This window comes from Nocardia sp. NPDC003345, assembly GCF_053589395.1.
In genome coordinates this window covers 1-4,854 of sequence record NZ_JBSFRU010000414.1, presented here as the reverse complement: position 1 = coordinate 4,854, position 4,854 = coordinate 1, and the positions used below count along the sequence as shown (strand labels likewise).

The window sequence follows — 4,854 nt, the reverse complement described above, 5'->3', positions numbered from 1 at the left end:
TCGACCCCACCTCGGTCCGCGACCTCGACGCGCTGCCCCAGGACCGCATCGTGCTGGCCGCGGGCGCGGCCTCGGCGAAACTGTGGCCCGGCCTGGCGGTGCGACCACTCAAGGGCGAGATCCTGCGATTACGGCATCGCCCGGGCGCCCAGCCGCCGCCCGGCCGGGTGATACGCGGGCGTGTCCACGGCCGGCCGATCTACTTCGTGCCGCGCGCCGACGGGGTGGTCCTCGGCGCGACCCAGTACGAGGCCGGTTTCGACACCACCGTCACGGTGGCCGGGGTCCGCGATCTGATCGCCGACGCCGAAACCCTGTTGCCCGGAATCGGCGAGTACGAACTGGCGGAGGCGAGCGCCGGCTCGCGGCCCGCGACACCGGACAACCTGCCGCTGCTCGGCCGGCTCTCCGATCGCGTGATCGCCGCCACCGGCCACGGACGTAATGGCATGCTGACCTGTGCGCTCACCGCCGAGGCGGTACTGGCCGAACTCGGCGGCCGGCCGCTGGCCGAGGTCGCGGCGGCGGATCCGCACCGGTTCGCGGCATCCACATCCTCAGGAGGAAGTCGATGACACTGTCATCCGCATCCGTGCCCATCGGGGTCACGGTGAACGGCACCGAACACGAGTTCGGCGAACCACTCAGCGTGCGTGAGCTGCTGGAACGGCTGGAGCTGCCGTGCCGGGGCGTAGCGGTCGCGGTGAACGGCGCGGTGTTCCCGAAATCGCGCTGGGACGAACCGGTCGGACGCGGCTGGGAGATCGATGTGCTCACGGCGGTCCAGGGTGGCTGACAACGCGCTGCGCATCGCGGACCGCACTTTCGGTTCCCGGCTCATCATGGGAACCGGCGGTGCGGAGAACCTGACGGTGCTGGAGGAGGCCCTGCTGGCCTCCGGCACGGAACTGACCACCGTCGCCATGCGCCGGGTCGACGCCGCGGGCGGCACGGGCGTACTCGACCTGCTGAAACGGCTCGATATCGCGCCGCTGCCCAATACCGCGGGCTGCCGGACGGCCGCCGAGGCGGTGCTCACGGCCCGGCTCGCGGCCGAGGCTCTCGACACCACCTGGGTCAAACTCGAGGTCGTCGCCGACGAGCGCACCCTGCTGCCCGATCCCATCGAACTGGTCGACGCGGCCGAACAGCTGGTCGACGCCGGTTTCACGGTGCTGCCCTACACCAACGACGACCCGGCCCTGGCCGCCCGGCTCGAGGACATCGGCTGCGCGGCGGTGATGCCGCTGGGCGCGCCGATCGGCACCGGCCTGGGCATCGGGAACCCGCACAATATCGAGATGATCGTGAGCCGCGCGCAGGTGCCGGTGATCCTGGACGCCGGGATCGGCACCGCCAGCGATGCCGCGCTCGCCATGGAACTGGGCTGCTCGGCGGTGCTGCTGGCCACCGCCGTCACCCGGGCCCGGCAGCCCGCGCTCATGGCCGCCGCCATGGCCGACGCGGTACGGGCCGGGTACCGGGCCCGCGAGGCGGGCCGGATCCCCAAACGGTTCTGGGCGCAGGCGTCCTCCCCCGGTTTGTAGGCCGCCCGAGCGGGGGTGAACCCCGACGGGCGCGGCGGGTCACCCGGGGGCGGGTCATCCTCCAGGATGACGGCGGGTCACGACCAACGGGCGACGCGCGTACGCCCGGCATAGGGCATGCTGGTCGGCATGATCGAAGTCCGGGGCTTGACCAAGCACTACGGGCAAACCGTCGCCGTCCAGGATCTGACCTTCACCGTGCGACCCGGCCAGGTCACCGGATTCCTGGGTCCCAACGGCGCCGGTAAGTCCACCACCATGCGAATGATTCTCGGCCTGGACCGGCCGACCGCGGGCACCGCCCTGATCAACGGGCAGCCCTACGGCCGGTTGCGCCAGCCGTTACGCGAGGTCGGCGCGCTACTCGATGCCAAATGGGTGCATCCCAACCGTTCGGCCCGCGCCCACCTGGAGTGGATGGCGGTCTCCAATAACCTGCCCAAATCGCGGGTCGAGGAGGTGCTGCGGCTGGTGGGCCTGTCCGAGGTCGCCGGTAAGTCCGCCGGTGGGTTCTCCCTCGGTATGTCCCAGCGGCTGGGCCTGGCGGGGGCGCTGCTGGGCGACCCGAAGGTGCTGCTGTTCGACGAACCGGTCAACGGCCTGGACCCCGAGGGCATCCTGTGGATCCGCCGCTTCATGCAGCGGCTGGCCGCCGAAGGCCGCACCGTGCTGGTGTCGAGCCATCTGCTCTCGGAGATGTCGCAGACCGCCGATCATCTCGTGGTGATCGGCCGGGGCCGGCTCATCTCCGATTCCACCACCTCCGAATTCATCGAGCGCGCCTCCGAATCCTCGGTACGGGTGCGGAGCCCGCAGCTCGACGAGCTGCGCAGCCTGCTCACCTCCAACGGCATGACCGTCAAACAGAACGACGGCAACGCCGACGGCGCGGCGCTGGTGGTCAACGGGGTCACCAGCGACGCGGTCGGCGCCCTGGCCGGTGAGCACAACATCACCCTCTACGAACTCGCCCCGCAGCGCGGCTCGCTGGAGGAGGCGTTCATGCGTATGACCGGCGGCGATGTCCAGTATCACGGGGAGGTCGGCCCCGAGGGGGACGCGGCCGCGCTCATGGCGGAGGCCGCCGCGACCCCCACACCGCAGAGTCCGGCCCAGACCGTCGGAGGTACCAAGTAATGGGCGTGATCGCCGCCGAACGCATCAAACTCACCTCGACCCGGTCGCCTTGGTGGTGCTCGGTGATCGTGGTGGCGCTGGCCGTCGGCTTCGCCGCACTGTTCGGGTTCATCGGCCGGATCGCCGCCGACGATCCGCAGGCCTCGGGTGCGCCCGCACTCACGGTCGATACCGCGTTCCTCGGAATCACCGGTTTCGGCGTCATGGTGCTGGCCATCATGGCCACCCTGACCGTGACCTCCGAATACCGATTCGGCATCATCCGCACCACCTTTCAGGCCGTGCCCAACCGCACTCTGGTGATCGGCGCCAAGGCCGGGCTGGTCGGTCTCTACGCCGCGGTGCTGACCACCGTGCTGGCCTTCGCCGCCTACGCGGTGGCCAAAGCCGTTGCCGGCGACGCCGGATCGACACTTCTGCTCGACGGCAACTGGCGCGCGCTGTATGCCATCCCGGTACTCGCGTTCCTCAATGTGGTGCTCGCCATAGCGGTGGGTGTGCTGGTACGGCAGTCGGCCGCGGCGATATCACTGATCGTGCTCTGGCAGCTGATCATCGAACCGCTGGTCGGGGCGCTGGGTAAGGTGGGACGTGAGATCGGTGCGTTCCTGCCGTTCCAGAACGCGAGCCGCTTCGCGACGATGGACGACTCGATGACCTCGGCGAATTGGCACTGGGGTCCGTGGGGCAGTCTCGTCTACTTCATCGCCTTCGTCGCCGTCGTCTCCGGCATAGCGGTACTGGTGCTCAACCGGCGCGACGCCTGACCTCGAGACGACCCGAGCCGCTTCCCTCGCCGCTCGGGTAGTGGGTAGCGCGACCTTGTCGGGAGGATCGCGCGCCCCGCGCCTCGGAGGCCACTGCCCGGCCCCGGGGTGCTCGCACCACCGGCCCGGCGCCGACACGCCGGGCCGGTGGTCGTAATCACAAAACTGGTCATTTGTCCTGTTGATCGATGTCGTCGCTGTGACACCGGCTCGGGAACGCGATTTGCCCGTAACCGCCAGTTCACCTCCCACAGTGCGACCGTCGCTACGATCGGATCAGGCACCACACGTTTTCCATCGGCGGACCCAACGGCGTGCCGCACTCCTCCGATAGAGAGGTGACAGGTGACGATTCTCAGCACTCCCCCCGCGTCCGAACCCCTGAGATACCCTCGGGGCGTGAACGAAAATCCCTCCGGCAGCGCCGTACCGGAGCCGGAGGTCGACGATGCCGCCGCGCCGGGCGCCGGCCACACACATACCCCGCGGCCGCGCCGCACCAAGATCGAACTGAACCCCGTTCCGGACCCCGACGGCTCCCGGGTCCGGGTCGGCCCGCTGGCCGCGTTCATGAACGCGGCCAACCAGCGCGCGGACGTTATCGAGGTCCTGCGCAAGGCCCGTGAACAGCTGCCCGGCGATCCCGCGTTCGGCGATCCGCTCTCGGTCACCGGCCCGGGTGGCGCCCGCGCCGTGGCCCGCGCCGCCGACCGCCTCGTCGGCGACAACCCCAGCGCCGCCCGCGAGATCGGATTCGGCGCGCTACAGGTCTGGCAGGCGATGCTCGAACGCCTGGGCCGCGGTAAAGGCACCGAAGAGATGACGGTGATGTTCACCGATCTGGTCTCGTTCTCGTCGTGGTCGCTCACCGCGGGTGACGAAGCCACGCTGAGCCTGCTGCGCAAGGTGGCCCGGGCCATCGAACCGCCCGTCGCCGAACGCGGCGGTCAGGTGGTCAAACGGATGGGCGATGGCGTGATGGCGGTCTTCCCGTCCGCCGACCGCGCCGTCCAGGCCGCGGTCGCCGCCCGCCGCAACCTCGCGGAGATCGCGGTGGGCGATTACCGCCCGCGGATGCGGATCGGCCTGCACACCGGTTCCCCGCGCGAGATCGGCGGCGACTGGCTGGGCGTGGACGTCACCATCGCCGCCCGGGTGATGGAGGCGGCCGGCAACGGCCGCATGATGATCTCCGAATCCACGCTGGCGGCGCTGGCCCCGGAAACCCTGGCCGAGCTCGGTTACACCGCCCGCCCGTATCGGCGTAGCTTCTTCGCGGCGCCGTTGAGCGGGGTCCCGGAGGATCTGCGGATATACCGGGTCAGTTCGTCCTGAGCCGGTCCTCGACCGGCAACCGCGGGTGGGAGCGTCGGCGGGCCGATTCGCGGCCTGCCCGCGCGTAC

General features: G+C 70.2%; 6 protein-coding genes. All 6 read left to right on the top strand.

What is annotated here, in order from left to right; translation table 11 throughout:
- Positions 1-575 (top strand): FAD-dependent oxidoreductase (locus ACWDU1_RS29545; protein WP_450003479.1); only part of this gene is annotated, 575 nt, incomplete at its 5' end.
- Positions 572-796: a sulfur carrier protein ThiS gene (thiS, locus tag ACWDU1_RS29540; RefSeq protein WP_450003477.1), complete on the top strand. Its 225-nt coding sequence runs from the start codon at positions 572-574 to the stop codon at positions 794-796. The genes ACWDU1_RS29545 and thiS, both read left to right, overlap by 4 nt.
- Positions 789-1,547, top strand: a complete 759-nt coding sequence (gene thiG, locus ACWDU1_RS29535; protein ID WP_450003475.1) for a thiazole synthase — start codon at positions 789-791, stop codon at positions 1,545-1,547. The genes thiS and thiG overlap by 8 nt, the downstream gene beginning before the upstream one ends.
- 129 nt (positions 1,548-1,676) lie before the next feature.
- Complete coding sequence (locus ACWDU1_RS29530) at positions 1,677-2,684, top strand: ABC transporter ATP-binding protein (RefSeq protein ID WP_450003474.1); 1,008 nt, start codon at positions 1,677-1,679, stop codon at positions 2,682-2,684.
- Positions 2,684-3,451: an ABC transporter permease gene (locus tag ACWDU1_RS29525; RefSeq protein WP_450003473.1), complete on the top strand. Its 768-nt coding sequence runs from the start codon at positions 2,684-2,686 to the stop codon at positions 3,449-3,451. Before ACWDU1_RS29530 ends, ACWDU1_RS29525 begins: the two co-directional genes overlap by 1 nt.
- A gap of 570 nt (positions 3,452-4,021) precedes the next feature.
- A complete protein-coding gene (locus tag ACWDU1_RS29520; RefSeq protein WP_450003480.1) occupies positions 4,022-4,786 on the top strand; it encodes an adenylate/guanylate cyclase domain-containing protein in 765 nt (254 codons plus the stop codon).
- Positions 4,787-4,854: the final 68 nt, after the last annotated feature.